15 protein-coding genes are annotated in these 26,215 nt (G+C 48.1%); 5 read left to right on the top strand and 10 right to left on the bottom strand.

Annotated elements, in window-relative coordinates:
- Positions 1–53: 53 nt before the first annotated feature.
- The 3 genes from U2F10_RS24870 (at position 54) to U2F10_RS24860 (ending at position 2,994) form a co-directional block, all read left to right on the top strand.
- Positions 54–629, top strand: a complete 576-nt coding sequence (locus tag U2F10_RS24870) for a flavodoxin family protein (RefSeq protein ID WP_163696394.1) — start codon at positions 54–56, stop codon at positions 627–629.
- Between the two features lie 237 nt (positions 630–866).
- Entirely contained in the window at positions 867–1,892 is a 1,026-nt protein-coding gene (bioB, locus tag U2F10_RS24865) for a biotin synthase BioB (RefSeq protein ID WP_490796338.1), read from the top strand.
- Positions 1,893–2,244: 352 nt separating this feature from the next.
- Complete coding sequence (locus tag U2F10_RS24860; protein WP_163659166.1) at positions 2,245–2,994, top strand: metallophosphoesterase; 750 nt, start codon at positions 2,245–2,247, stop codon at positions 2,992–2,994.
- Here the strand turns inward: U2F10_RS24860 and U2F10_RS24855 are convergent.
- Both U2F10_RS24855 and U2F10_RS24850 read right to left on the bottom strand, forming a co-directional pair.
- Entirely contained in the window at positions 2,972–5,647 is a 2,676-nt protein-coding gene (locus U2F10_RS24855) for a CHASE2 domain-containing protein (protein ID WP_163696396.1), read from the bottom strand. The genes U2F10_RS24860 and U2F10_RS24855 overlap by 23 nt on opposite strands.
- Positions 5,628–6,506, bottom strand: a complete 879-nt coding sequence (locus U2F10_RS24850; RefSeq protein WP_499873595.1) for a FecR family protein — start codon at positions 6,504–6,506, stop codon at positions 5,628–5,630. Before U2F10_RS24850 ends, U2F10_RS24855 begins: the two co-directional genes overlap by 20 nt.
- A gap of 53 nt (positions 6,507–6,559) precedes the next feature.
- Here U2F10_RS24850 and U2F10_RS24845 point away from each other — a divergent pair, with 53 nt between their 5' ends.
- On the top strand, positions 6,560–6,718 hold the full coding sequence (locus U2F10_RS24845) for a hypothetical protein (protein WP_163696398.1): 159 nt from the start codon (positions 6,560–6,562) through the stop codon (positions 6,716–6,718).
- Here the strand turns inward: U2F10_RS24845 and U2F10_RS24840 are convergent.
- The 4 genes from U2F10_RS24840 to U2F10_RS24825 form a co-directional block, all read right to left on the bottom strand.
- Positions 6,690–7,028, bottom strand: coding sequence for a hypothetical protein (locus tag U2F10_RS24840; protein ID WP_499873594.1), 339 nt, complete (start codon positions 7,026–7,028; stop codon positions 6,690–6,692). The genes U2F10_RS24845 and U2F10_RS24840 overlap by 29 nt on opposite strands.
- Positions 7,029–7,188: 160 nt before the next feature.
- Positions 7,189–7,452 (bottom strand): hypothetical protein, encoded by a 264-nt coding sequence (locus tag U2F10_RS24835; protein WP_499873593.1) that lies wholly within the window; start codon positions 7,450–7,452, stop codon positions 7,189–7,191.
- A 217-nt stretch (positions 7,453–7,669) separates the two neighbouring features.
- On the bottom strand, positions 7,670–8,698 hold the full coding sequence (locus U2F10_RS24830; protein WP_499873592.1) for an ABC transporter permease: 1,029 nt from the start codon (positions 8,696–8,698) through the stop codon (positions 7,670–7,672).
- An 81-nt stretch (positions 8,699–8,779) separates the two neighbouring features.
- Positions 8,780–10,429 (bottom strand): ABC transporter substrate-binding protein, encoded by a 1,650-nt coding sequence (locus U2F10_RS24825; RefSeq protein ID WP_499873590.1) that lies wholly within the window; start codon positions 10,427–10,429, stop codon positions 8,780–8,782.
- Positions 10,430–10,796: 367 nt separating this feature from the next.
- Between U2F10_RS24825 and U2F10_RS24820 the strand changes: the two genes are divergently transcribed.
- Positions 10,797–11,834, top strand: coding sequence for a DMT family transporter (locus tag U2F10_RS24820; RefSeq protein WP_499873589.1), 1,038 nt, complete (start codon positions 10,797–10,799; stop codon positions 11,832–11,834).
- 64 nt (positions 11,835–11,898) lie between these two features.
- On the opposite strand, the gene U2F10_RS24815 is transcribed toward U2F10_RS24820, so the two are convergent.
- From U2F10_RS24815 to U2F10_RS24800, 4 genes are all read right to left on the bottom strand, one after another.
- Entirely contained in the window at positions 11,899–21,159 is a 9,261-nt protein-coding gene (locus U2F10_RS24815; RefSeq protein ID WP_499873588.1) for a hypothetical protein, read from the bottom strand.
- Positions 21,160–21,377: 218 nt separating this feature from the next.
- Positions 21,378–21,893, bottom strand: coding sequence for a hypothetical protein (locus U2F10_RS24810; protein WP_023077127.1), 516 nt, complete (start codon positions 21,891–21,893; stop codon positions 21,378–21,380).
- Between the two features lie 86 nt (positions 21,894–21,979).
- Positions 21,980–22,264, bottom strand: a complete 285-nt coding sequence (locus U2F10_RS24805; RefSeq protein WP_499873587.1) for a hypothetical protein — start codon at positions 22,262–22,264, stop codon at positions 21,980–21,982.
- A gap of 68 nt (positions 22,265–22,332) precedes the next feature.
- Positions 22,333–26,205, bottom strand: a complete 3,873-nt coding sequence (locus tag U2F10_RS24800) for a hypothetical protein (protein ID WP_499873586.1) — start codon at positions 26,203–26,205, stop codon at positions 22,333–22,335.
- Positions 26,206–26,215 lie beyond the last annotated feature (10 nt).

Genomic DNA, 26,215 nt, shown 5'->3' with positions numbered 1-26,215 from the left:
TAGTTCGAGTTTTTTGAACTTAAAATTTGGGTTAGTTGTTTTTCTATTTGATTATGGTTGCCATTGCAATAGTCTATTTCTCTGGCCAAGGTCACACCCATCTGATGGCTGAATCACTTGCCAAAGGCGTAGAAGCCACTGGTGAAACAGCTCACCTGCTGCGCATTACAGGTGAGCAAATTGTGAATGGTCGATGGCAGGATGACGCCATCTTAACCACCCTCACTGCAGCCGACGGCATTGTCTTTGGCACTCCTACGTACATGGGAGGTGTAGCTGGGCAGTTTAAGTGTTTTATTGATGCCGCTAGTGCTACCTGGTTTCAACAGGGCTGGAAAGATAAAGTTGCAGGGGGATTTACCCATTCGGCTTCCCCCAGTGGTGACAAGCAAGGCACATTGCTCTACCTCGCGATCAATGCGGCACAGCACGGCATGATTTGGGTCGGCAACGCAGAACTACCCAATCCTGAGACTGGTGTGAATCGCTTAGGCTCTTTTATGGGGTCTATGGGGCAAAGCTATTTGGATATGAGTGGTTCACCTGCAAACGTAGAACCCGGTGATCTAGAATCAGCTCGCCTATACGGACAACGTGTGGTCACTGTGGCACAAAAGATTGCAGCCTAGGGATGAGAGTTATGAGTTTTGTAGACGCTTTAGCGGCTTCCCGAAGGTTATGCTGAATTATGGTTGAACCACCTTGGATAATCACGAAACTGATGCAGGGCTGAACTTAAAATTCAAAATTCATAACTCTCTCAACTTTGTCCTAAGTCCTTCTCGCATTGTTCTCCCCTCAAAATCCCATCTCGTATTAACGTAGAGGGTGGCCCACGTATGCCGTTGTCACAAGGAGTCCATAGGATGATTCAATCTGTACGCACCTCAGTTGATTGGAACCAGATAGCCGAGCAGGCCCTGGCTGGTCAGATAATTGACCACCAAGATGCATTGAGGGTGCTACGGGCTGATGACACAGAAATTTTGGCACAGTTGGCAGCGGCATACCGGGTACGTCACCACTACTGGGGCAATCAAGTACGACTCCACTTTTTGCTCAATGCCCAAAGTGGTCTCTGCCCTGAAGACTGTCACTACTGTTCACAATCAAAAATCTCATCCGCAGACATTGAAAAATATCCACTGATGGCAAAAGAGCGGATCTTGGCTGCTGCCGATCGCGCCCACCAGCTCAAGGCTGGTACTTTTTGTATGGCTATTTCAGGCCGCACGCCCTCACCTCAGACGTTTGAGAAAATTTTAGATGCAGTACAAGCGGTTAAAGCTGACTACCCAATGCGGGTATGCACCACGTTGGGGCTATTGAATGAGGAACAAGCCCATCAACTCAAGGCCGCCGGAGTTGATCGCATTAACCATAACCTGAATACGGCTGAAGCCCACCATGACGATATCTGCACAACCCATGGCTATCAAGATCGTCTAGACACTGTAAAAGCGGTACAAGCTGCTGGGCTAACCACCTGCTCAGGCGGCATTTTAGGTATGGGTGAATCGGATGAAGATATTATCAATCTGGCAAAATCCCTCCGAGAGCTGGATGTGACCAGCGTGCCAGTGAATTTTTTGATTCCCATCGAAGGTACTCCGTTTGCTAGTCGCAGCGAGCTTACGCCTCAACGTTGTTTGCGAATCCTGTGTTTGTTCAGGTTTTTACTGCCAGCCCAGGAAATTCGGATTGCCGGAGGGCGGGAAGTGCATTTGCGATCGCAGCAACCCCTTGCCTTATATCCAGCCAATTCTATTTTTGTCGGTGATTATCTAACCACAGCAGGCCAAAGTGCCACACAAGACTATGCCATGGTCAGGGATGCAGGCTTTGTCCTAGAATCGCCGGACGGCAGTCCACTGCCAGAAAATATTGCATGAACGTTAGTTGAAGAAAGTCGGTAAACATGAAAAAATGATGTACCAGAAAATACACTGAGCCTTATCCAGGAATTCATTAGCCCGTCAATGAATCTATGGATAACATAGAGATTCCTAAATACAGTCACTGCAACCTATTTCAAACAACTTCTGTTGCTGCCATAAACCTTACTTAAAGCATTGGAAAATACTGCCAATTCATGTGTTGTCTACAGGTATGGAAGAGGCATACTAGAGCAATGCATCTGCTGGTAGTTGATCTACAGCGTTGTTTTCAGCGCTTAAATGTCACACTCCGGCAATAGTTCGGTAGGCAAACAAACTACTCACATCAAACATAAGCACAACTGCTATGCCTCGTCGTATTTTTATTGGTGATATTCATGGCCACTATGACGGTCTAATGCGACTGCTGGAAGCCGTGGATCTAAATCTCCAAGATGAGGTTTACTTTGTCGGAGACCTAATTGATCGGGGGCCTCAGAGCCGTCAAGTCGTTAATTACGTGCGTGACAATGGTTATCGGTGTGTGATGGGTAACCATGAGCAATTACTGCTAGAAGCCTTTCCCAACGGAGAAGCCCATATGCCCGCATTCCAGGGATGGCTTTACAGCGGCGGACAATCTACGCTTTCTAGCTACACCAGCGTTGACGACTTATTTGACCACGTCCACTGGATTCAAGACCTACCGCTCTATATGGACCTGGGAGATATCTGGCTTGTACATGCAGGATTAAATCCCCAACGCACCCTAGAAGAACAAACAAGCCATGAATATTGCTGGATTCGCGATGGTTTCCATAGCCATAAACAACCTTATTTCCCAGATAAGCTAATTATTACGGGCCACACGATCACCTTTACTTTACCGGGTGTCGAACCGGGAGAAATTGCTAGAGGTCCTGGTTGGTTGGACATTGACACAGGGGCTTATCATCCTAAAAGTGGCTGGCTCACAGCACTAGATATGGATGGCTCGATGGTTTACCAGTTCAATGTATTCAATAACATGCTGCGCATACGCCCGATTCACGACGCTGCAGCAACGGTAGAACAACATAAAATTAAACAGCGTTCTAGTCAGTTGGTAAATTCCTAGAATTAATATTCATAAACGTACGAGCAAGGCTGTCACGACGAATTGGCTTACTTAAATAGTCATTCATACCTACCTTGAGACAGTAATCACGGTCTTCAGAACTGGCATTAGCCGTCATTGCAATAATCCAAGGCTGAAGAATTTTCTGGCCCAGCTGGCGAATGCGACGAGTGGCTTCTACACCACTCATTTGTGGCATGCGCATATCCATCAGGATGACATCATAGTCTCCTTGTTCCACCGCTTCAATGGCTGCTCCACCAGTGGCGACAGTATCAGCCTGGTGTCCTAATAATTGCAACATGTGTTGAGCAACACGCTGGTTTACTGGATTATCGTCTGCAATCAGAACCTTCAGTCTCATTAACGATTGATCACCATCCTCAATACACTCTGAGGCAGAATTAATCACAGGTGCAGGAACCGATTTAGGATGAATGTGCATCAGTGCACGATATAAGGCTGCCTGTTTGATAGGTTTCCAAACAATTGCTATGTCAGGTTGTTCTTCTTGACTGAGATTCTCCTTGAGATCTGCCAGCAAAATCAGAGGCATGTTAGGTTTATCCATGGCCTGCCGCAACGATTCGATGGCACTAAACCTATCAATTTTAGTAATTGCAGCATCTAAAATCAGGCTGTCAAATTGTTGTCCTTGCTGAACTAGTAGTAAGGCTTCAGCAACGCTGCGGCAAAAGACAACTTCCATATCTAAAACCTCTAATTGCCACCTCAAACTGGTACGGCGAGTGATGTTTTTGTCAATCACTAAAATACGTTGATCAGCCCAATTAGCTAGGGCTTCAGGTCGCTCTGATTGAACCGTAACAGGATCAACATGGGCTCGAATCGTGAAGAAAAACGAACTCCCTTTGTTAATCTCACTCTCAACCCACAGACGACCACCCATGGTTTCCGCCAGACGCTGGCTAATGGTCAACCCTAGACCAGTACCGCCATATTTACGGGTAGTCGATGTGCTTGCCTGACGAAATGGCTCAAAAATCTGGGCCAGTCGATCCGCCGGAATACCAATACCAGTATCTCGCACAGTAAATAGCAACAGTACGGATTGAGTAGCAGGATGGGCACGACGGATAACCGGGACACCCAGATCATCGCTAGGGGCTAACTGCACCATCACAGCCACCTCACCCTTGTCGGTAAATTTAACTGCGTTACTTAGTAAATTAAGTAAAATTTGTCGGAGTCGAATGGGGTCGCTAATAATCACAGGTGGTGTTTCAGGATCCACCATATAGACAAGATCTAAGGGTTTGTTAGCAGCACGGGTAGCTACTATGTCCAAACTCTCTTCCACGGAATTGCGAAGATTGACTGGATGTTCTTCAAGTACAAGTCGCCCAGCTTCAATTTTAGAAAAATCGAGCACATCGTTGATCAACGCCAACAGGGCTTGACTGCTATTCTGAATAGTCTCACTAAACTCTCGCTGTCTAGGATCCAGGTTGGTCTCTTGCATCATTTCAGAGACACCGATAATGGCATTAAGTGGTGTACGCAACTCATGGCTCATGGTGCCGAGGAACTCATTACGAGCTTGCAAAATGGCACTACTACGCAAGCGATCGGTAAATACAATAAAACTTTCGGTTAAACCAAGCACCAGCATAGGCGCTACCACTGGCAGGGCATAGTTTTGGTATATGGCTAGCCAACAAATAATAAACCAGCTACCTGTACCAATAATCCAGATACCTAACTGAGGCACAAAAGATCGTCCCTGCAATCGCCAACTGATGATGGGGCCGACCAGCAGCAGCATAGCGGCGACGAAATGTGGATTGATTGTTCTTAGCCAATTTTCCTGTAAGAGATTATGTAAAGCAGCGGCATAAACAAAGGCACCTTCGACAGGAGTATCTTTATCAAACGGTGTGCGAATCCATCGGTCTCGACCAGTGGCCATATCACCGATGATGACAATCTTATTATTGAAGTCCTCTACAGGAATCTTTCTCTCTAAAACATCGATAAAACTTCTAAAGGGAAGATCTGCAACAGGGGCTGGCCAATTAAGCAGCATCACCCCATTGTCAAACGAGGGAATATCTAGAATATCCGTTGTCAGGCTGTAGGCTTCAGCTGTTGCTTTTGCAAAGGAACGACTGTTATTAATGTGAATTTTGTGGCGTCGTGTTACACCATCAAAGTCATCACTGTAGTCATCAATATGGCCACTTGCGATCGCATTTTTATAAAGCAAATCATGCGCTTGTAGTATTTCCCCTTCCTCATCAACTGTCTCAGCCAAAACAACGCCCTGATGCGCTGCCATTACCTCAGCCAAGGCAGCATCATCCTTAGTCTTGTCTGGCATCAACACATCAAAAGCAGCCACCCGATTATTACTTTCCAACAAAAATTCTAACAGTTCAACATAGTTAGAGCGTGGTAGTGGGTGGCTTCCTAGTTTCTTTAACGTTCGATCGTCAATGCCAATGACGATGAGTTCATCACTCCACGCCCTTGATCCACGTAATCGAATTAGCACATCACTTGAAATATTATCAAGCGGCTTGATCAGCCCTAGGTAGGACAATGAGACAACAAAACTACTGACAAATAACCCTGGCAACAATGGCTCACATCGCCGCAAGAGTCTCAGCCAGTTAGGGGACCACCAACTCATAGATTTGCGTTTTGCCAAGGGGAGTAACAACAGTCGCCTCAATACGTCGATTAGCAGACAGAGGCAATTCTAATGCGAAGTTCCCCTCAGTATCGATCTCTTGAGTTTCTTCCTCAATCACCAATAAATTGACAGGAAAGGTATTTCCTTCTACGACAACAATTGATTCATCCTCACGCCGCTGACGTTCTAACCTTAAAAGGTTAAAATTAGGCTCCTCAGTAATAGGTACTGGTTCAGAAGGGGGTTCTCCCGGAATCGTAAAATTTTGAAATCCAGCATTTACGGGTACCGATACCCCTTGAGCTTCAGAAGCCACACTACCCTCTTCAACAACAAGTGACGACCGGCCACTGGGTTGAATTGCAATACCAAAATTTGTACCCCGCACTCCATTGATACCGGCTGGGGTGCGAATCTCTAAACGAGAATCAGGATTAGTAAACGGTCTGACAAAGACTCTGGCTTGGCCGCGACTGACATCCAGTTCTGTAACTTTACCGCCCCGTGGAGTAGTGTAGAACTCTGTAATACTCAGCAATGTATTTTCAGAGACACTAACAAAACCCACTTGAGTATCGACGGCGAGTCGGGCGAGGGAACCGGCTCCTGTACGTATACCATCACCCACTGCCCCCAAACGCTGACCGGATTGAGCACGTCCCCATTGACTACTCTGTCGAACATCGACGGTACCGCTAAAGCTACGTAATTCTAGCCAGCGGTTTACGCGCACCGAGAGAGGGCGAGCATCTGTTTTTAGGGAAATACTCGCGGCGACCACGGCGAGACCGGTAAGTATTACCAGGCGACGTGGGCGTAAATAACGAGATAACATGTTGCGATTGAGCCCCTTCATCCTGTTAGGTCCTTCTATACATGATGTGTGCACAGATTACCAACAAACAAATCATGGCACGACTGTTTCGCCGTAATCTTAAAGGTCATGCCAATGGCCTGTGGATTCAGGCCATTTGGCCGAAACAGTTGCTATTAAAAGGCATAAGCCGCCTGCCACTAGAAACACCACCAGGAATAACGTTTATCGACCTAATCGGGCACGATGAATGACGCGTACATCGAGCGATAAAGACTCATCAATGGAGTTAACCAGTTCTTTTGCATCTCTGTAGTTGTCAAAAGATGCAACATGAACATAGCTACCTAACCTTGAGGATGTCAAAAACGCGTCAGGAATACAGGCACGAATCGTAGGCAAGCTTTCTTCAAGATCATGGGTTAGCAGCACAATATAGGGCCGACTTGTAACATGGCCAATCACAATTCTGTCGTCATTCTCAAAGGTATTGAACTCTTGGGGAGAGACTAAAAAGTCACAATCCTCAGATTGAGCCGATACACCACCAACCGACAGCATCATAAATGTGCTTGCTGTCGCCAAACAACACATGAACTTTTGAAAACTGTTCAAGCCTGTATCACCAAAGCTAAGAAACACCTAAATAATAACCACATCAGGTGTCCTCACTTCTATAAAAATCCTGCAGAAGCAACCATGCTTCATATTCGGAGGGGGCAAACTATCCCTGTTTAGACATTTCACGGGTTTCTGCCGATAATTTGCCGGATGGTTTGGGGCTAAAGACATGGGCTGCGGTCAGGTGATGACTTGTCATCAATGCTGCGGTCAGCCGCCGATGCCGCAAACGAGTTCTCACTTGTGTAGGGAGCAGTAGGGAGGATATCACTGCTTGAGGTTCCGAGGGTTGGGGTTTGACCGTTGGTGGCACCTTAGCCATTCCGTTACTCACCCCTGCGGCAAATACCAAAACCACTATCCCCATAGTGAAGGACTGGAGTACTTTGTCCAGCCACGAATGTCGAAAAAAGGCCAGCCACGACGCCTTCTGGTCTATTAATGGGGACATGACTTTATCAAGCTATTCAAAACAAAGATGCTGATGAGCGAGCAAATAGTGACTGGAACTGTAGGGCTCTATCAAGACTATTACAAAATTCAATGTTTTGAATTATAAACTTGCATAAAGTTATGGAACTGCGTCAATATCGAATCCTGGGATCGACATAGGCATTGAGGATGTCAATGGCAATACTGACAAGGGCTACGATGGTGCCAAAGAATGTCATCAACCCTTGCACGACTTCATAATCTCGTTGAGAAATAGCTTCAAAAAATCGATTGGCCAGGCCAGGCCAGGAGAAGGTGACTTCGGTCAGGACGGTACCCCCCAATAGGGACGCAAAGGTCAGCCCCAGAATGGTAATCACAGGAATCAAGGCATTCCTGAGGGCATGGACAGTGATAATGCGAAATTCGGGAATGCCACGGGCACGAGCCGCTTCCACATAATCGGCCCGTAGAGTCTGCTTGAGGTTGACTCGCACCATGCGCTCAAAAACACCGCTAATCAAAATACCGAGGGTCAGGCTGGGTAAGGCTAAGTGATATAGAGCTGTCCCAAACTGAGACAGATTGCCATGGAGTAAGCTATCCAACAGATAGAGGCCCGTAGGCCCATCGGGAGGGGTTTGTAGAAGGGGAAACCGAGTGCCAATGGGAAACCAGCGCAACTGCACGGCAAATACCAGCTGTAGAATCATGCCGAACCAATACATGGGTGTGGCATAGGTGAGAATGCCAAATAGCCTGCCACCTGCATCAATGGGCGTATTAGGACTTGATGCCGCGATCGAACCTACGGTGATCCCCACGATGGCGGCTATGGTCAAGCCACAAAATGTGAGTTCCACGGTGGCAGGGAAATGATCGCCGATGATTTGCCAAACGGTTTGGCCCTGGCTTGCAATAGAGCTACCTAAGTCAAAGCGCAGCAGGTGACCCAGGTAATCTAGGTATTGAAAGAATAGGGGCTTGTCGAGGCCAAGTTGCGATCGCAATGCCTCTTTCGCCTCAATCGGTGCCCTGGGTCCCAACAGCGCGTCCACCGGATCGCCCGGCGTTGCCCGCATCAGCAAAAACACCACCGTTGTGATCGTCCAGATCATCAACGGTGCCAGCATCAACCGCGACAGCACATAATAACGCAGCGCATTAGCCCGAGATGCCATGTATTTCCCCCCTATCTAACCCAACCAATTCCCCTGTAGGGGGATTCCATGGAACACCCCTACAGGGATCGCCAAGACCATTTATTTGTTGATTTGCCACAGCAAAAATTGCTGGTTTGGCTCAATGGCTACACCATCCACCCCTGAGGCTGCAAAGACATAGTCCTTGTTTTGCCAGAGTGGAATATAAGGCACATCCTCTACCATCACCTGCTGTAAGTCTTTAAATACGTCACTACGAACCGATTCATCCTGCTCTGCACGTTGCTTAGCCAGCAGATCGTTGGTCCTAGTACTGTAATAAAACGAGCCGTTCCCCTGGGTTGCACCTTTTTCACAGAGCGTTTCTTCAGACCCCTCATTACAGCTGAGAAAAGGCTGCACAAAATTATCCGGGTCAAAATAGTCTGGATACCAGTTAGATAAGACACTGGGATAAACCCCTTTCTCCACGTTTTCCCACAGCGTCGCTGACTCAGCCGTACTCACTTGCACAGTCACCAGCCCTGGCAAATTAGACTCAATCGCTTCTTTTAAGGTGTTAGCCACCACACTACGGGTGGTAGAAGCAGTTGGATACCAAATCTCAAATTCAAGCGGATTCGCCGCCGTAATCCCCGCCTCTTCAAGAAATACCTTCGCCTGCTCATAGTTACCATCGCCATAGGCGGTTTCAAACACCGGCTCATGTACGTCAAAACTCTTGGGGATCAAGCTATAAAGAGGCTCTGCCTGGCCTTGAAAAGCGCGGTCGTTAATGAGATTACGGTCAATCATAGCGGCCACCGCTTTGCGCACATTCAAATCATCAAAAGGCGCAATCTTTTGGTTCAGCGACATATAGTTAACGACGGTTGACCCCGCCTCAATCACATTCCAGCCACCCTGTCCTGCTTCTCGTTCTAAGGCTGCAATTTGGTCGGGATCCAGTGTTTGATAAGCCACATCCAAACCGCCGGAGCGAAAAGTATTGTAGAGATTGGCTGGGCTTGTGAAAATCTGAATATCAATGCCCTCGTTACCCGGTGCTGTTCCCCAATAATCTGGATTGGCATCTAGCTTAATCACATCACTACTAAAGGAAGCCAGCTTATAGGGACCAGAGCCAATAAATTCTTCCGGCTTAAACTGACCATCCCCAATGGTGTAGGTTTCTAGCGGTACAGGCGTGACCCCCCAAAATGTCAGCAGCGATGTAAACGCCGCAAAGGGCTGCTTAAGGGTCATCGTCAGTTCGTATTCACCAGTCGCTTCGACCGTATCAATTTTTTCTGACAGCAAGAACGCGGGACGACCGCCATTATCCATAAAACGCTGAATGGAAAACGCCATCACTTCTGCATTAAAGGCAGAGCCATCGTGCAGCGTCACCCCTTCTCGCAGAGGAACCGTATAGGTCAGGGCATCGTCGCTGACGGTGGGCATATCTGTCGCCAGCTGAGGTTCTAGGGTGGTGGTGCCTGGGGCGTAGGTGTAGAGACGATCCCCCAGGTTATAAAGCAGAATGCCAGGGAAAATTTCATAGGCATCGGCAGGATCCAGGGTACGGGCCTTCAGGGTAGTCCCCATGGCAACACGGCCATTTGAAGTGGTGGGACCAGCTGCTTGCTCACCACCATTACCCCCACAGGCAACGGCCATAATCAGACATAGGCTAAAAAGGCCAATGTAGTAACCCAGTGAGCGCAGTGGTCTTGGCCAACCACGCTCACTCAAAAACTGAACCGACATAGAGGATCTCCGATACGCTAGCCGACCACAAATGTCTATCCCTGGCCTTAATAGCAGACACAAACACGTGGCCCATGGGTGCTAGTTGTACCATTCTCAGAGGTCGCAAGCAATTAAGTAGGTGACTCAAGACGCGATTATTACTGATGTTGCAGGGATTAGACGCTTGCGAAATAACGCTGGTCTTATAAAATGAACATCAAGCTAGACCGCTCGCAGCTTCAACCTGAACGTCTTACTTACTCAACCTTTAATCAGCGCTGATAATTCCTTTTCAAGGGAACTGCTTTGATTTGAGCCTATAGGCCAACTAGTCAAGATTCGACCTAGCAGCATTACTGACCCACTATGGCTAGGAGCCTCTTCCATGCAGACCACAAGTAAATTAGGCTTTCAACCCTCAGGAAGGGTTTATCTTCTCATGGCCATTGCCATCTTTGGTGCGGCCAATGCAGTCACTCGCAAGCTGACTGAACTGGGGGCGATGAACCTAATTGATGAACGTAACCCGATCTCATTTTGCAATGTATTGTTCGTTGGCAATTTATGCGCCCTTATCCTGTTAGCCATTACCTATGGTCGGGAGTGGCGGAAACCAGCCTTGCAACAAATTAAATGGCAAGACTGGCTCTCCATGGCTGTCGTCGCAATCTTAGGAGCAGCCATTGTACCAACGCTTATCTTTACGGCACTCGAGATTACTCCGGTTAATAATGTGATTCTTATCAGTCAGATTGATACGCCGCTGGTGCTGGCATTATCGGTTTGGGTGTTGGGCGATCGGGTGAATAAATGGGTGGTTGCTGGAGCCGTTGTTTCTTTTATTGGGGTTGCTCTAACCGTATTGATTCAGCCTGCTGGCACTGAAATGGTTTCCATGGGCATGGGCATGGTTTTAGGCCGTGGCGCTCTGTTTACATTGATCGCCGCTGTGATCAAAGCCATGGCAAACCTGATCAGCAAAATTAGTCTGCGTGAGATTCCATTGGGAATTTTCAGCGTTTTTAGAATGTTTGTTGGAACTGTTTTCTTCTTTGGAGCCACCGTGGTTCTCTACGGTCCTGAGCATTTTATGGATGTAGGTTCACCTTTTTTGTGGCAGTGGATGCTGTTCTATGCCGCCATCATTGTTGTGGCGGGTCAGTCATTTTGGTTTAACGGTCTGAAACGTAGTACGGCCAGTGAGGTCTCATTTGCCACTGCATTTAATCCAATTGTGGGCATTCTGTCTGCATTTATCCTGCTAGGTGAGGTGCCCACCCTTGGACAGTACTTGGGAGGTGGTGTCATTCTGTGCGGCATTGGATTAAACCAAATTGGCGTACAGCGATTAAATATAATGCGTCCTTCTCAGCGACCCAGCACTAAGGAAATGAGCGAATCTGGTGGATTCAAAGGCGTTTAAGCACGTTCGCCCCCAGGCAAGCACAAGGCCAGCCCCTACCTAAACCATGCACGATATCCATGCACTATGGTGAAGGCCATTGAATATCTATCTGTTGCACATACAGGTCCTCAATCTTCAACAGCGGCAAGGTGGCATCATGATCAATGCCTGAGAACAGATTCAATGTGAACTGATAGCGTCCTTGATCTTCAACCGGGCGATTATCCTGTCGCCAGCGTTCGATTTCGGTGGCGAGGTCTGTGACTAGTTGTGAGGTGATGGTTGTATTTTTTGCGATCGCAACCCTCGGCGTCAGCAACACCGGCACTGCCGACAACAGCTGCTCATCACCCACCGTCACCATGGCAAAACTGTAGCGACAATCTAGCCGCAAACCATAGGGCTGGGGGGCTGAATCCGGTAGCACCGTCTCAAATAACCGCTGCAGATGAGTCAACACCGTCTGTTCGGGCGTATCCGAGAGGTCCGCAATGTTCCAAGGACGATTATTCACCAACAGCGGTGTCACCCAGTTACTAAAGCGCACCTGGGGCGTCTGGAACACAAAGACAGGATTGGTTTGAGCATAGGGCACCAGCTGTCGGTTACGGGTTAGCCAGATACCGCTCCAGGCATTTTGCTGAGCTAAAATATCGCGATCCTGAATGATCAGGGTGCGATCAGGAATCGAGGATTCTCCATAGACCGGATCGAGGGCGGCTTCCTCCGGTGATTTTTCTTCAAACCGATAGAGCTGGTTCTGGAAACCAGGCGCAGAGTCTTGCCGTTGAGGTGAGTCATCAAGCTGTCGATAGCCTGGCAGCAGGACCTGGGGCAATAGCGCTGTATCAGGTGCCACAATGGTCATCTCCTTGATGGCAGGTTGACCAACAGGTACCGGAGGCTCTTCTTCATTAATGGTGTAGTCCACACCTGTTGCCACAATGCTGCGCTGTACGGGCTGCCAGTCTCTCCAGGTGACTGCCACCTGGCCCACTAATTTTGCAAAGTCATCGACGGCTTTAGTTGTTTCTTCGGCTAATGCTGCCAATTTTGCAGGGGTATCAGCTTCAGCTAGCTGATCAAACGTGGCTTTAAGGGCTGGATATTTCTGATTAAACCGCACCAATGCATCAAATAAAGTCTCTTCACTACTGTCCTCTGGTAAACCTAACTGTGCCGGACTAGGTAACCCTTGCAGGTTATAGCGCACATCACTTTCTAGACTATCCTGAGCCACATCCAAGTGCTCATAGGTATAGACATACTGCCATTCACGCACTTTCGCTAACTCATTGCCGATGGCATCCGGATCTAACTCAGCCTGTTGCAACACCAGAGATGGTGGGATGGGATAGGTACGTAGAGGAATTGGAATCTGGACATGACCAAGGGTATCCGGCTCATCGGGTTCAATAAAGCTGAGCCAATCAGACGACTGATACCCTGCTATACCGGGAACAGTTTTTATGTTGTATTCCAATTCATTACGATTGAACGTCAGATTGAGTTCAATATCTTCATACTTTTCAGGATTTTGAGTATTAAAGAAAAACGTTAGATAGGTTGTTGCTTCTAAAGAGACTTTAGCTGGAGACAGGGTAAAATCAAGGGTAGAGAGATCGGTAATCTCGGCTTGGGTAGTCGCATCACGGGCACTTATCAACGTGGGCTGCCCGGCTAAACGCACTGGGAAATCCCCATCATCGGGCAAACTATTTTTCACAGATACACCGTACTGGACAATGGTTTCAATGGCATAGGCCTCTGCTAAATTAATACGTAGCTCTTGGTTGAGAGCCTCAGCAGCACGGCGTTGACGTGCATCATTATCAGGGCGTGATGGCTGTAATAGAGAAACAACTTGAGCACTGATAGCATCCGCCAATGTCTCTTTGGCAGCTAAAATCTCATCAATGTTGTCCGCAACCGTATTGCCTAAACGAACCGCTGGGACAGACACTTCAGGTGCTAAAAAGTCTTCAATTGCTTGCAAACAGGTTTGCCCCAACAGGTTCAAGTCAATGGCATCAAAGCGTTTGTTATCAGGCTGATAATCGGCACGGTTCCGGTCTGCCTCTGTACTGATTTTGAGATCAACGGTGCCCGCCATCAGGGTATTGGCCAACGGGGCAGGAGCAAAGAATAGAGGATTGCGGTCTTCGCCAGCAGGTAAAGTCTGTTGGTCTAGATTCAGAGGCTGAATTGTATAAGTGAGTCCACCCTGGCCTAGACGCACGGCCCAAATGGATTGACTGCTGGCATGATTGGGATCGCCAGGGAAGCCGGGATTGCGGTTATCGCTGGTGGCAAGACGCAATCCAGAAAATGCGGCTTGGAAATCTTGGGCAAATCCTTGAAGAGAGGCTGACCGGGCATCACCATTGATGGTATAGGGAGATAGATAGGCGGTGGACCGCTGCACCAGGGTACGGTCAGGTAGGTCATTGGCAACTAAATTATCATCCCGTTGCAGAGTCACGTTGACAGTGACTGGAAAGATTAGCTTCTCGGGATAGATAACAGTATTGTTATCCGTGGGTAAATCTAGCGTTATGGGAATTTGTTGGATGTAAGGCGGCTTAATGAATGGGGCACCTATTTGGAGAATGGGAAGGGTTTGAATTGCGATCGCAACCTCCGCCAGAGACACAGTGCGATCTAACCGTTCTCTCAGCTGCTGCACCTGAGTTTTAAGCTGGGCATTTGCGGGGTCAGGGGCACTCGCCAAGGCTGCCACCAAGGATACTCGCACCTGATCAAACAGCTGTGTGAGACTGTGGAACGTCTCATGGTCACGGGTTACTGGCACATTAGACTGGCTGTGAAATGGCTGCAAGGCCGCATTCAGAAACGGCTGCACATAGGTCTGAAGTTCAGGAGTCGTATTCTCAACCAAGACAGACCATGATTGGAAAGCTGGTAATAGCGACTGCCCAGGCTGAATTAATCCGGATAATGTCTGGTTGGTCGTGACGAATGCCGCTAGAGTAATCTGCCGATGGGTGCTGGGGGATGGCTGCAGGTTACGCACAACTGCGTCCAGGGTGGGCTCAGTGATTGAGCCACTAGTTGATACAGACGCATTGGGAGCAAGGATGAGTTGTGCAGGAATCGTCAGCGTTGTTGTTGCCTCTAAGAAAGCATTTGTGGCCAGAGCAATGTCCGTCACTGTTAGCAGAACCGCATCTAAGCCAATATTGAGTGTTGTATTCTTAAAGACAGCTTGGACTTTGTCTCGGGTGTGGGCTAACGAGTCGGTGCTTCGCCAGGTATACGTCAGGGGCACGGCAAGGATAACTTGATCATCGAGATAATCACCCTTGGCCTCTAAAATCGGGATCAAGGCCTCAACGGTGATACCAAGAGCACCCGCAATTTCTGCTAGCGTATCTCCTGGTAGGGTTTCATAGGTGTTGGCCTGGCTACTGATCAACAGACCGTCTCGGACTAAACCCGGTGTATCGCGATGACGTTGGGCAATTTGAACCACTTTGGCACCAGTGGCCGCTTCAGTAATGTTGGGCAGGGGAGCGGTTGCGATCGCGCTCACATTATCAAAATCTCGCAGCAGTGCCTCAGCTTTTAGAGCCTCCTGTGCAATTGTCCGCAGACTATCGTTAACAACAATATCGCGCTCGACGGGAATCTCTAATCGAGTACCTGCTGCCCATGAGCCGCTCATCTGCTGATTTTCTTCAGCCAAATCATCTACTGACAATCGGAACGTGTTAGCCACAGTTGCAAAGGTTTCATTGGCACTGACATTGTGGGACTGCAGCGTCAAGCTTTCCAAAGTAATGAGATAGCGATAAGCCATCTCCACAAAGCTGGTCAGCACTGCTGTATCCACAGATTTTTGAACAACATTTGTACCTTGTAGTAGCACAGACGTTGCCGCTGTTGCTGTCACATCAGCTTGATGAATCTGATAGTAAATCTGTTGGTAGGTCTCACGCGCTGCGATCGTCTTGCGCTTGACCTCTTCAAACAAATTACCGGGGGTGGAAATATAAGGACTAGAGTCTAGCTGTAGCAATAAATCCAGGCGAGCTTTTTGCTGAGAAACCGCCTTAAATCGATAACGTTCCACTAGCGATGGCCACTGATTCAGCCCCAACAGTGGATCAAAATAACGGACAGGCAACTCAGTGAATTTAAACTGTTTGAAAATGTTGCCATAGAGATCACGCCACTCTAACTGTGGTTGTACCACTGCCTGGGCTGAGACACCTCGATAGGGATTCATCTCAGGAGATGGCAGTGACGGATTGGCAGTCCCGCCCTGATCAGTAGACAGGGTATAGACTGGCAGCACCCGTTCATATTGCCATGGGTGGTTGGCATCTTCAGGATCATCACTGGGGCCAATGGGTAAGGCCTCCGGTGTGGCCACAAATTTACCCGGCTGCTCTAACAATCGATAGCCCAAGAGCTGGTAGAGATTTTCCAATTCATCATTGGCAGTATCATTATTGGGCTGCACTGAAACATTCGGACGTGTCAGCTGTATCCCCAAATGACCTGCAGGCATTTGCAATACCTGTATGGGATCGCGCTCGTCATTACGGATGGCCAATAAATCTGCTGATTGGGCGGTGGTAATGTCTACACAGTTGTGGAAAGGAGTAGCCTCTTGGGTGAAACCCATCACACGGATCACCAACACCAAATCCGCTGTTACCCCATCCGTAAACAAATTGTCTGGTAGCCCAGCGGCACCGAAAGGTCCATAAACCAGGTAGTAGCCCCCTGAATTAACCGTGCTGCATTCCCACAGAAGTTGTAAAAAGTCAGCGCCATCACTATTACTGTCCGCAGGTAAGGTGGCTTGATAGGTGGTTCTCGTTGCAGCTGTACTGAAGCTTCTAGCTGTTGAACTTGTTCCCGCCGCTTGGCTGCGGGTGGAGAGATTAGCTTTTAATACCAACACATCACGGGTTGGTTGCACAAGTTGCGCCGTATCAGCATCTAGATAAAATAAATCGAGGTTGGGGGATGCCCCTGTGACCCGAATTGCTTCCAGCAAATCTTTTCCAACTTCATCAGTGCCTTCTAGCTGGTAAATGTTATCTCCTGCCAGTCGACGTACGGTTACCTTCACTTTGGTTGACCACTTGACCATATTGCGCGGTAGAGGAGTGGCCGTTTTGTCTGTCGCATCGGTCAGAATGAAGGGGAGAGTTGATAAAGGAGCCGAGTCAGGTAATAAACCTTGCCTATAGCTCAGCGGATCGGCTAGATAGGCCCGCAGATCTGACGGTAATTCTCGCAACTCGCCTACTGCCATTGGGCTCCGCTGACGCAGGGTATATTGACGTTCTACAGATCGATAGAAAGGCAGCAGAGGCGGTGTTGTTGACTGATGATCTAGATTAGGAGTTGCCGTCTGTAGTGCCAGTAAGTCATTTTTCTGCTCAGTCGTTAATCCATAGACCAGTGATGCTGCATTGCGAGTAGGTGGATTATTCAGATTGGCACGGTCATAGTCAATAAACCGTATCCATGTCAGGGTGACGGGTTTACTCAGTACAATTTGATCCAAGTTGACCGTAGTCACTTCTCTGGCCGCATCGCCCACACCAACGGTCTGAGTAGTAATCGACACAGTAAACTGTTGCCCTGTTGCCTCATATAAAGGATTTGTTGCCCAGGCTGTCATGGGTGCGGCTGTGGGCGTGGGTAATCGTAACCCATGGAGAAAATAGCGAGACGCTGTCCCTGATAGATGGTTAAATGCGCCATTACTATTCAAAGTCGATAAGACTGTTTCTATGGAAGGTGCGGCAAACTCTGTTTGGTCTTCTAGGTCTTCTAAATAGTCAATGGCACTCTGTAGACCAGAACGAATCAAGAGCAAGAAATAATCTGCAAACAGATAATCTGTTAACGAAAGAAGATCTGTTCCGGAAGTGATGGGGTTCGATGCGCTGCCACCAATTGCCGAATTTTCAGCAGCGCTACCGGGACGTACCTGTAGTTGCTTAAAGTAGTCCTTAATCTTTTGCAGATCATCCAGGCTGCGCTTAAAATTAGCTGCTTGAAAATCAATGGGTGTTTGCTGATCTAAGGCCATGCTAATGAATGGCACCATGGGGAAAAAGGTACCGCTTAGCTCTTGATTCTGTTGCGGGTCGTTGAGCGTGCGATCAGAAATATCAAAGACAAAATTGGTCTCTAAGAATTGATATAGCTGATTCAAGAATGTAGGAAGATTATTCGCTGTTTCAAATTCTGTTGTAAAGCGATCATAGAGAGCTTGCCAGTCCACCAGGGTAAGTGTCTGATCCGTTGTACTAATCCGACGATAGCTGTGGATCGTCCATCTCAGGAGGGCCTTCACTAACTCGTCAAAGTCGGTGTTAACAGTTGCAGCAGCATTCCCTATCTGATCTGGGTCATCATGGCGTACCGAGTTTTCAATAAATAATAGGGCCACCCCTTTCACCTGCCCCTCAACCTGGGTGAAACCGGGTTGAAAATATAGGTCGATGCGGATGCGATCGCTATCCGTTTGATCAGCAGGCAAACCATCAGGCAACGATAGCTTCACCGGCAGCCAGGTCTCAGCGGTAGAAGCGCCTGAGGTATCTGCATCTAATGTGATAAACGATAATTCAGCCTCTACTGCAGCCGATACAACTGGCTCTGAGACCAGGAATTCTGGCACTATTGGTTCTGGTGCCGAATCCACAGGCAACGCTGACACATCTAACGTTGTTAAGTCTGTGGGTTCAGCCGGCGTTGGTTCTACCGTCTCAAAGGCCGCTGTTTCAAAAGCTGCCGTTTCAAACGCAACTGGCATGCTGAAGGCAGCTGGTGCAAAACGAGCCGCTCGACGGCTGGTAGTGCCAATGGCATTGGTCGAGCTGGTGGTTGGCGAACCCAGCTTCCAGGGAGTTGGTTTAGCAGAACCCAGGGTAAAGGACTGACGCACGGTCACCCTAAACGAGAACCGGATACGCACAAACGCAATCTTGATAGAGGCCCGTACTGAAACCTCAGCCTCCAGAGCTAGCTGGGTTGGCTGATAAGCTTCTACCACAAATAAGACTGTTGCCCGCAGCACCACTTCTACGTCAACACTAATCACTCCAAAATCAACAACGCCATAGAGACGACCCACCAGGGAGACGCCGCCCTGAATCTTAAAGTAATCATCACTGGCAACATTGGCCTCACTGGGATTAAACCGGGCCACTACACCTTGAATTACCCCTTGAACCGTGATGCTAATTTCAGCCTTAAGAACCCCTTTGTTGAAGGTGCGGCCCAGGCCAATCTTCAGCCCCAGACCAAACTCATACACCGGACTAAAGGTACCATTGACAATCGCAGGGGTACTGGTCGCTGTCTCCGCACTCAGCTTAGCAAAGTAAAAACCACCGGCTCCTAGCACGGGGAAAGGACCTGCAAACCCTTGAATTGCAAACGACCGAGAAAAGTCTCCTTTCCAAGGGAAACCAAAATCCAGGGCAAAGTCTCCATTGGTGTAGATATCTACCACCACAATGGGCAGCGTTACTGACACCGCTCCCACATCAAACTGGCGCATGGCATCTGGCAAAGCCAGCTCCAGGTGATACACACCTACCGTATCGCTAACGCGCCGATAGAGAATCTCAAACTGCAATCCCGCAAATAGCTTTGCCTTAGCACCATAGAGACTAATACGCAGTCCATAGATCAGTGGATCGTTAAAGATCACACTCATATCTATGGTGTCCATGATGGAGAATTGCGCCCCCAACAAAATGCCACTGTTAGGGTCAAATTGAATCGGACTGCTACCCTCAGGAATCGTGATCGTTGCCGTCGGATCAATGCTGACCGGGGCAGGTGAGGGTAACTGTGCCTGCAATGCTAGCAATGGATTGCCACGACGTTTTGCTGGAGGCAACACCCCCATAGTTTGTCGCAGCACCGTCATGACTTGAGTGATGTTGCGGGCTTGCGCCACAATATCGGGATGAAACGTCACCCGCTGGCCAACGGCTAAAAACTGTAAGTCAAAGACCTGAATGCCCTTACCCGGAATATTAGGCGGGTTCTCATTGACTGGGTCCCAACCAACCTGTTGGCGTGGCTGACCAGGAATTGTCAGATCTAGACTAATGCGAGAACGGTATTGTTTAGACCCTCGGGAAGTCTCACCATAGGAGAGACCCAGATTTGAAATTTTGAAAAGACCCAGATTCAGACTTTTAGCATAGCTAAAGGTAAACTGCTTATTGGTGAGATTAAGGCTAACCCTCAGCTTACTGAAATCAATACTCTCTTTACCTAAGACATCCCAAGGAGCGTCTAGCTCAAAATCTTCTAAACTGGGGTCAAAGAGATTAACAACATAGCTAATAATGTCACCAATATTGACTATCCCGGAAAAACTGAAGTCAATTTTTTCTATATTGTTAGTATTGCTGTAGCGGCCTGTAAGCGTAAATGATTTAAATGTAATCTCAAATCCAACCCGCTTCTCAGTTAGCGAAAATTCATAGAAAATAGCCGCTGTAACTGTTTGATCAAACAGCTCAATCAGCCCAGCTACTTTACCGCTGGCTTTATCAGTAATTGTTTTGACAATTTTGCCAGCCCTGACATCTTCTCTATAGTTTTTAATCTCAGCACTGGCTCTGACAACAAAAGGCTCACTAGCAATAGTAAAAGCCCAATCGATTGCCCCTAGAAAGCGGTATCGAGATTGGGTGATGGTGCCAACTTTCTTTTGAGCAAGTTCTAACTCAAGTAAATCGATACTTAAATTCTCAAGTTCAAAATCTGATGTTAAGTTCCCTTCTCCTAATAGTTTATTAACCAGCGATGATAACTGGATACGCTCGGCTCGTGCTAAGAAGATCCACTCTCCTGAACTGGTAGCCGTTGTCACAATGCGGCTCACCAAGATAGAAAACTGGCCACCAAAGAGGCTAAAATCTCCTTGCAGGAAAAAGGATTTCTCTTGGGGTGATTGTTTGAGAGCAATGAGTATCCGATCAATGCTGAAGTTTAAAGGAGCACTAGGATCGTTCGTGGGAATTTCTACAGCCCAGACATCTGCCAAGCCCAGGCTAAACGCATAGGTTTCAAGCGTAGGGCGAGCCTCCAACGTTAGCTCAGTAATGGCTAACCCGCCCATAGAATCTAGCGGTGGCAGCTCAGGAATAATTTTCTGTAACAGCGCCACTAGCAATAATCGCTGTCCTGGCAGCATGCCGCCACGAAAGACAGACGTTCCCCCTTCTTGTGTGTTTTCCAGCTGAAGGTTGACAGTTTCGCCCCCTGCCGTCAGTTCTGCCACAAAGCCAAAGCTGACTGTTGTCTGTTTAGTTAAGGATGAACTCATAAGACGTACTTGCAGTGCCTCAACTGATATGACATAAACCTTGGAGGTTAATTTGAAACTCTAACAGGAAGGGCGTTACTGATCCTCGGTATGATTGTATCTGTAGGATACTGATATACGGCGTTTCTCACAGATTGGTTCATCCTGTAGCTCAGCAACGGCAATTTCAGAATGCCTAAATTAAACAAGCATTCTGAAATTGCTTTTAGGCAACTCTCTTAACCCTCCTCGTTACTCACCTTGAAATAAAGGCCTTTCAGCTTTAGATCTAAACTATCGATCAGCGTGCCTGCATCTCCAGTCCATGTAGCGGACAGTCCCACTGTGTAAGCCGTTTCTGATTTGGCAGGGGCGCTGGTGCTAGTTCCGGTTGGAGGAATTCGTAAATGGAAATCTTCAATGGCTAAGTTGGCTTGGGTCAGCAGATTGACAGCAGTTTGAATGGCAGGAATGCTCGGTAGCTGTGTCTCATCCAACGTGCCATCATCTTTTAAGAAAGAGATGTCATCAACGCCAAGCGCTTGCAGAATCCCTTTCAGACGTTCACCGACAGTGCCTAAAACAACTCGCTCTCCTGCCGGAAGGCCCACTTCAATGCCTTTTTCTTTAATTTCTGTAATGGCATTTTGGGGCTGTAGAGAAATTTCTTCACCATCGAGTTCTAAAACAACACCAAAAAATACTTTAGACTCTGCTGCATTGGCACCTGATGGAGCGGGGGTGATACCAGACATACAATTAAGACTCCTTAAGAGATGATGATTGAGTGGGCTATAACAAGATACTTATCAGTATCAATGAGACATGGCTATCACGCGGTCTAGACCTCATTACCTTGGTTAATAATTTTGACCTTGGCCTTGATAGCAAAGGTTTGATCTTCTACTTGATCTGCAAAATCAAAAGGAAACGTAACAAGTTCACCTTCAGCAGAAAAATCGGCACCCTCCCCATTACCTGCCTTGACATTGATATTTGTATTCCAAATTGGTGTTATGGGGCTGTTTGAAGGAAATAGATCCGGAAAGTTAGTTTGATAATGGTCGTTAACAGCCGTGATCAAGGCGGAAATAGTATTAGCATTGAGGATATTTTCTTCAGCCATTTTTCATAGAAGTAAAAACGTTGAGATATCTTGGGGAAGATGGGTGCATATCACCCATAGAGCAGAACCTAAGGTGGTCTCTGGGCTGGTTCTTTAGCGTAGGCAGCATACCAGCCGATGGGATGATCGCGACCTTGACTATTACCAAAGATCAGCAGTTCGGTTTGTCCATTGGGTGGCAACGACAATACCAATAGCTTTAAGACAATAGCTTTAAGCTTTAACAAGTAAGTGGAGTTATCAGGCCCATCGGCTGGATCAAATAAGAGTTCAGCCGTCTTAAATGAGAGTTTGATCACACTTTGTAAGGAGAAACCCAGGACATCCCCAGAAAGTCCCGGTAGTTTCATTCCCACGTAGACTTGGGGCTCTGGGCGCGTATCCGACTCAGGATTGGGGTTGGGCAACCAGAGCACCACTAAGCCAGACACAAACTTGGATACACTAGCCAGGGCACCAAGATTCCCTAGGTCTAAATCAAAGGATAGACCATACCAGGTAACATCTGTCGATAACGACGCATTGCCCAGGGCAGTTTTTATCGGTAAAAAGCCTTTGGGTTTGTCTTGACCTTGGATAAACCCAGTCAAGGTGATGGGAAATTTGGCATAGAGGCTGTTGTTGCGGAAGTCACTGCTCTTTAGATTAAAGCTGAGGTCATCAGGAACAAACGCAAAGGACCGTTGATTAGCATCATCTCTGGGAAACGATAAGGTGACCACCAGATTTGCCGCACTGAGAAACTGCTGTGCATCAGTTTGGGTAGGAAAGTCACCATCAAGGCCAAAGGAGAAAATATCGAATTTTTCCAACTTACGAAAGTTGAATTTTGTCCAGAAGGAGAATCGCCCTGTAATAGTAGGATTATCCCCAGCAGGAATTGGATCGGAGGAAAACTGGGCTTTGACAATATCGATATAGTTAAAAATCGCACTATTGGGCATTAAAAAGCGGTTATTGCCGCTAAAGCTAAACGCATAAGTCGTACGACCATTATGATTTTCAGCACTCCCCTGGAGATTGACCAAATTACGTCCAGAGACATTGGTAAGACTACTAACGCTAAAGTCTTCTTGGAGCTGAGTCCGTTCTTCAAATAATTTATCTAGGGTAACGGCAATTTGACTGGCAAAGTCTGTTACCCGAGAATTTTGAAACAATACCCGCAGATTCAGTACCTGAAAGTTATAGCCAGAGGGGTGGGGCTCAGGTGGCTGATTGTCTTCATAGTCAATTAAGCCAAACAGAGACGATGGTTCCACCACCAGTTCGCCATTGTCATCAGGATGAATAGGAGTACTATCAATGCCAACATACTGGGCAAAGAAGTTTTCTTCTTTGATGCCGCCAGCTAGGGCCACCAGTTCTGGGGGTAACCCCTCGGCGGGGGGCACGGGAATGTTGAGGCCGATGATGCCGGACCAGTTGGGGTTTCGGGCAATATTAGCTAAGGGAGCGTAGCGTTTACGGGTTTTCAAAGGGATGTCTTCGGTATCACTTGCGATCGCACTCTCCAAACTCGCCCGCACCCGCTGCCGCACCTCAGCAATCTTCGCCTCATCCCCCACAAATGTGGCCGCCTGAGACCAGAGACTCGGCTGCTCAATTAGCTCTAGCAGCGATTTGTTGTAGTACTTAAAGATCAGAATACTTTCTGGACGCCAGAGTATGTTTCCGGCATCATCCACCGTATCCAGATAAAATGTCCAACCATCAATGGTGAGTTGAGTAATGGTTTGATTGGGATCATCAGGGTCATTAAAAGAAGACTTCAGTGCCTCAGCCTTGTCAATGACGAGCAATAACTGATTAGCCTGGAACGCACTCCAAAGGGCCGAGCTTCTCTCAATGTTGGTGAATTTCAAAAACTGAGTCTGCTCATTCTTGGTCGACCGAGCCAGCACTAGCTCTCTCATAAGGCTGTAATCAGTGGTGAAACGAGCCAATAGCCCTTGGGGCGTTGTACCACTAATAGTTTCGGTCGTAGTGTCGGCAGCACTGACAAGGTTTGAACTCGTGATAGCGGCAGTGCTGGCCGCTGTTCTAAAGGAACTCCCCACAGAACTCACAGCAGCCGTTCTGACGTTAGCGACCGGGGTCTCTGACACACTTTGTTGTTCATAATGCTGCTGGATCTTAGACCGTCGCAGTGGGTTCACCACCTGGAGCTCCAATTCACGACAATCTATAATCGCTGAGGCTAAACTCCCGTAGGGAAAAATCGGAAATGTGTCGGGTATGGTCTCTACAGTGACATCATTGGCTACGGCAAGATTTATAGCAGATACGTTCTCTAAATCCGTAGCTGGCACCTCCAAAAAGTTCATTAGAGACGTCTGACGAGACGGTTGATAGAGAATGGACTGATCCGGTTGAGCATAATAGGTAGGAGAACCGTCAGTGCGCCGCACATAGGCCCAAGCCGTAGTCGCACTAGCCTCTGTGGTTAAAGCAGCTGCAATTGTCCCTGTCTCATCATCTTTTGCACGGCTGGCCCGTAAAGCATTTTGAAACCACTGCTCAAAATCTCCTAAGGTAGACAGGTCAGAGCTAGAGAGTTGTTGCAACGCCTCCGTTGCCTCTAGCGGTAACTGATAGCCCAACGGGAAAAACTCCCCTAACAGAGTATCGCGAATGAGTAAAATCTCCTCAGCTCGGTTGGGGTCAAACAGACTACTCAGCGTCTCTCGTTTGTCCAAGTCATCGACGGGTCGTTGGGTTAGGATATTGACCAAATCTCGTAGTCGCTGAGTTAGGCCCTGACTGGGGGTGTAGCGTGGTGCAAAGGCAGGGTGACCAGGGACAAAGCCAATGGTATAGGTGCCCGCTTCTAGAAGTTTGATATACTCCACCCCTGAGAGACCACACATCAGATTGTTGCCATAGTCGGGCAGTTGCCGAGCCGGGTTATCTTCATGGCGCGGGATGGTGAGCCCAAACTCACCTTGGGGCGTCAAATATAGCCCCTCTGCTGGCCCTAGACTAGAGGCTGGCTTAGCTGCAAAAACGAGCTGGCTGCTAGCTTGAGGCGTCAGATAGACGGTATAGCCAAGGTTACTGCGATAGCCAGAAGGTAGGCTGGGCAGTGTGTTGCCTGATAGTGGTACAAATGTGAAGGAACTGCGATCGCAATCCAAAGGATCCCATGAGCCTTGCAATTTCAAATCGGCTGGGTAGCGCTCTTGCGCCGCTGCGGTTTCATCAAAGAGAGGATAGCGCAGCGATTGGTAAAATGCTGCTGAGCCAAACAAAGCTGGATCGCTAGAAAGTAACGGGTCCGCAAAAAAGACCCGAAAACCAATATCCAAAGAGGCCAGTTCGGCATAGGTAGAGTTAGCAGATCGGGCTAAGGTCAAGTCAAACTGCCAAGCACCAATGCGCGGGCCGACTAACGGCAGTTGGATTTGTTCTCCGACGCCCCTTAACTGATGGGCACCATAATCGGTGGTCAAATAGGCCAGGGCTGTGGTGCCTGTAAACCCGGCTGAGCTTGGGACAAGTGTGGTGCCCCTGGGTAACGTCAGTGCATACCCGCCTAAGTCAAAGGTTGATTGACGACTAACACGCCCATCATCTATGGAGAGACTTTGTAACTGCCATTGAGCAAGGGACTCACTGGGATTGTTGACCCACAAAAAGCGTACTTGGCGATAGGCAGGAGATTGACGCAGTTCTAGGAGTTGCGATCGCAACGTCACAAAATCAAAGGTCTCGACATCTATCACCTGGGTCGGCAGAAACAGATATATCCCAGCAGTTCTCGACCAGGTAGTTAATAAATCCAGATTGTCAGCCTGCGCATCACCATTGGCAAAATTGAGTGCTAAATCCGTGAACAGCACATCAACACCCGCAGGAGTAATCACCACTCCAGTGTCAGCCGCCACATTAACCAGACGATAAAAGCCAGTCCCTAACCCATCAAAACGGGGAATTGCCATGATGTTTCCC

The sequence above is a fragment of the Leptothoe sp. EHU-05/26/07-4 genome (assembly GCF_043421015.1).
GTDB classification, from domain to species: domain Bacteria; phylum Cyanobacteriota; class Cyanobacteriia; order Phormidesmidales; family Phormidesmidaceae; genus Leptothoe; species Leptothoe turfae.
This window is presented reverse-complemented; position numbering and strand designations above follow the sequence as displayed.